The following is a 1,828-nucleotide window of genomic DNA, read 5'->3' on the forward strand; positions in this document are numbered from 1 at the left end:
GAGTAATCGTCAAGACCTGTGGGCCGATTGACCTCAGTTTCGTTCGGGCGGGTTGATCGCGACGAGTTCGACCTCGAAGCCGTCGTCGTTCTCCAGGTAGGCGGCGTAGTGCTGTCCGCCGCCGGCGTATGGATGCCGCTCGGGGAACATCATCTGCCAGCCGTGCTGAGCGGCGTCGGCAGTCAGCTTCTCGACCATGGTGGCGTCTTCGACGTGGAAGGCCAGGTGGTTCAGTCCCGGGCGGCAGCGATCGTGCCGTTCGGCAGTGAGGGCCGGGGACTGCTCGATGACCAGGTAGGTCGGCCCGAGCCGCCAACTGCGGCCGCCGTCCCAGCTTTGGTGAACGGCGTAACCCAGCGCTTCCAGCAGCCAACCGAGCGAGGCGAGTGCGCGGTGGAGGTTGGGCACCCACAACTCGACGTGATGCAGTGTGCCGTGTGTGGGCCGGCTCATGCGGCCGCCTCCTCAGCACGCTCGACGAGGTGGCCGTTCTCGAAGCGGGCGCCGGAGCGGACGAGGGCGACGAGGTGGGGTGCGGTGACCGCGCGCCAGCGGCCCTGGGCGGCCTCGGCGAGCTTGAACACCATCGCCAGGGCGGCGGCCGGGCTGCCGGCGCCCCGGGTGACCTTGGTCCGCAGCCTGATGGCGGAGAACGTGGATTCGACCGGATTCGTGGTCCGCAGATGGATCCAGTGCTCGGCCGGGAGGTCGTAGAACGCCAGGAGTTCGTCCAGGTCACTGGTGATCTTCTCGGCGGCCTTGGGCCACTTCGCTCCGTAGTCCTTCGTGAACCGCTTCGCCGCCTGCTCGGCGTGGGTGCGGTCCTCGGCGTTGTAGATCTCCTGCAGGGCCTTCTTCGCTCCCGCGTGCACGGACTTCGGCAGTGCGTTGATCACATTTCGGGTCTTGTGAACCCAGCACCTTTGGTGCCTGGCCTGCGGAAACACCTCCGCCAGGGCCCGCCACAGGCCCATCGCGCCGTCGCCCACGACGAGCTCCGGATCGCGCATGCCGCGTCGCCGGCAGTCCCGCAGCAGGTCGGCCCAGGACTCGGTCGACTCCCGCAGCCCCTCCGCCAGAGCGATCAGCTCCTTGGTGCCGTCCAGGCGGACGCCCATCAGGACCAGGACGCAGGAGTGGGCCTGCCCGAGGCGGACCTTGGGGTGGACGCCGTCGGCCCACACGTAGACGTAGTCAGTGCCGGCCAGGTCGCGGCGCTGGAAGGCGGCGTGGTCGTCCTGCCACTGCTTGGTGAGCCGGTTCACCGTCGCCGCCGACAGGCCGGCTGCGGAGCCGAGGAACTGCTCGAGCGCGGGCACGAAGTCGCCGCCGGACAGTCCGTGCAGGTAGAGCAGCGGGAGCACCTCGCTGATCTTCGGGGACTTGCGGCACCAGGGCGGCAGGATCTTCGACGAGAATCGCTGCCGTTCACCGGTCGTCTCGTCGACGCGGCGGTCGTTGACCCGCGGGGCGCGGACCTCGACCGGGCCGGCCGCTGTCGTCACGGTGCGGGGCCGGTGGTGGCCGTTGCGCACGACCAGGCGTCGGCCGCGTTCGTCCCGCTCGGCCGCCAATTCGGATATGTACTGGTCGACTTCGGCTTCCAGTGCGGCGGCGAGCATCCGCCTCGCGCCCTCTCGCACGATCTCGTCGATCAGGGAGCCAGTAGCGGTGGAGCTGTCTTCGTTGACTACGCTGAGCACGGGCGTGCCTTTCCGACCCGCGCTGCGAACGCGGGCCTACTCGATGACCATCAGTCGATCCCTCGGGAAGGTACGCCCTTCACGTGCCACTCCGAGAGCCGATCCACAAGTCATGAGCATTGCTC

Annotated in this window: 2 protein-coding genes; both read right to left on the reverse strand. The window is 68.6% G+C overall.

What is annotated here, in order from left to right:
- Window positions 1-33: 33 nt before the first annotated feature.
- A complete protein-coding gene (locus JL475_RS38815; RefSeq protein WP_202282897.1) occupies window positions 34-453 on the reverse strand; it encodes a VOC family protein in 420 nt (139 codons plus the stop codon).
- The gene (locus tag JL475_RS38820; RefSeq protein WP_202282898.1) at window positions 450-1,703 is read right to left on the reverse strand and encodes an IS256 family transposase; all 1,254 of its coding nucleotides are present in this window, start codon (window positions 1,701-1,703) and stop codon (window positions 450-452) included. The genes JL475_RS38815 and JL475_RS38820 overlap by 4 nt, the downstream gene beginning before the upstream one ends.
- Window positions 1,704-1,828 lie beyond the last annotated feature (125 nt).

This window comes from Streptomyces sp. M2CJ-2 (assembly GCF_016757295.1).
GTDB lineage: Bacteria > Actinomycetota > Actinomycetes > Streptomycetales > Streptomycetaceae > Streptomyces.

Bases quoted from the DNA above. Each gene is read 5' to 3' on its own strand.
- JL475_RS38815 (WP_202282897.1), bottom strand. From the start codon at position 453: ATGAGCCGGCCCACACACGGCACACTGCATCACGTCGAGTTGTGGGTG.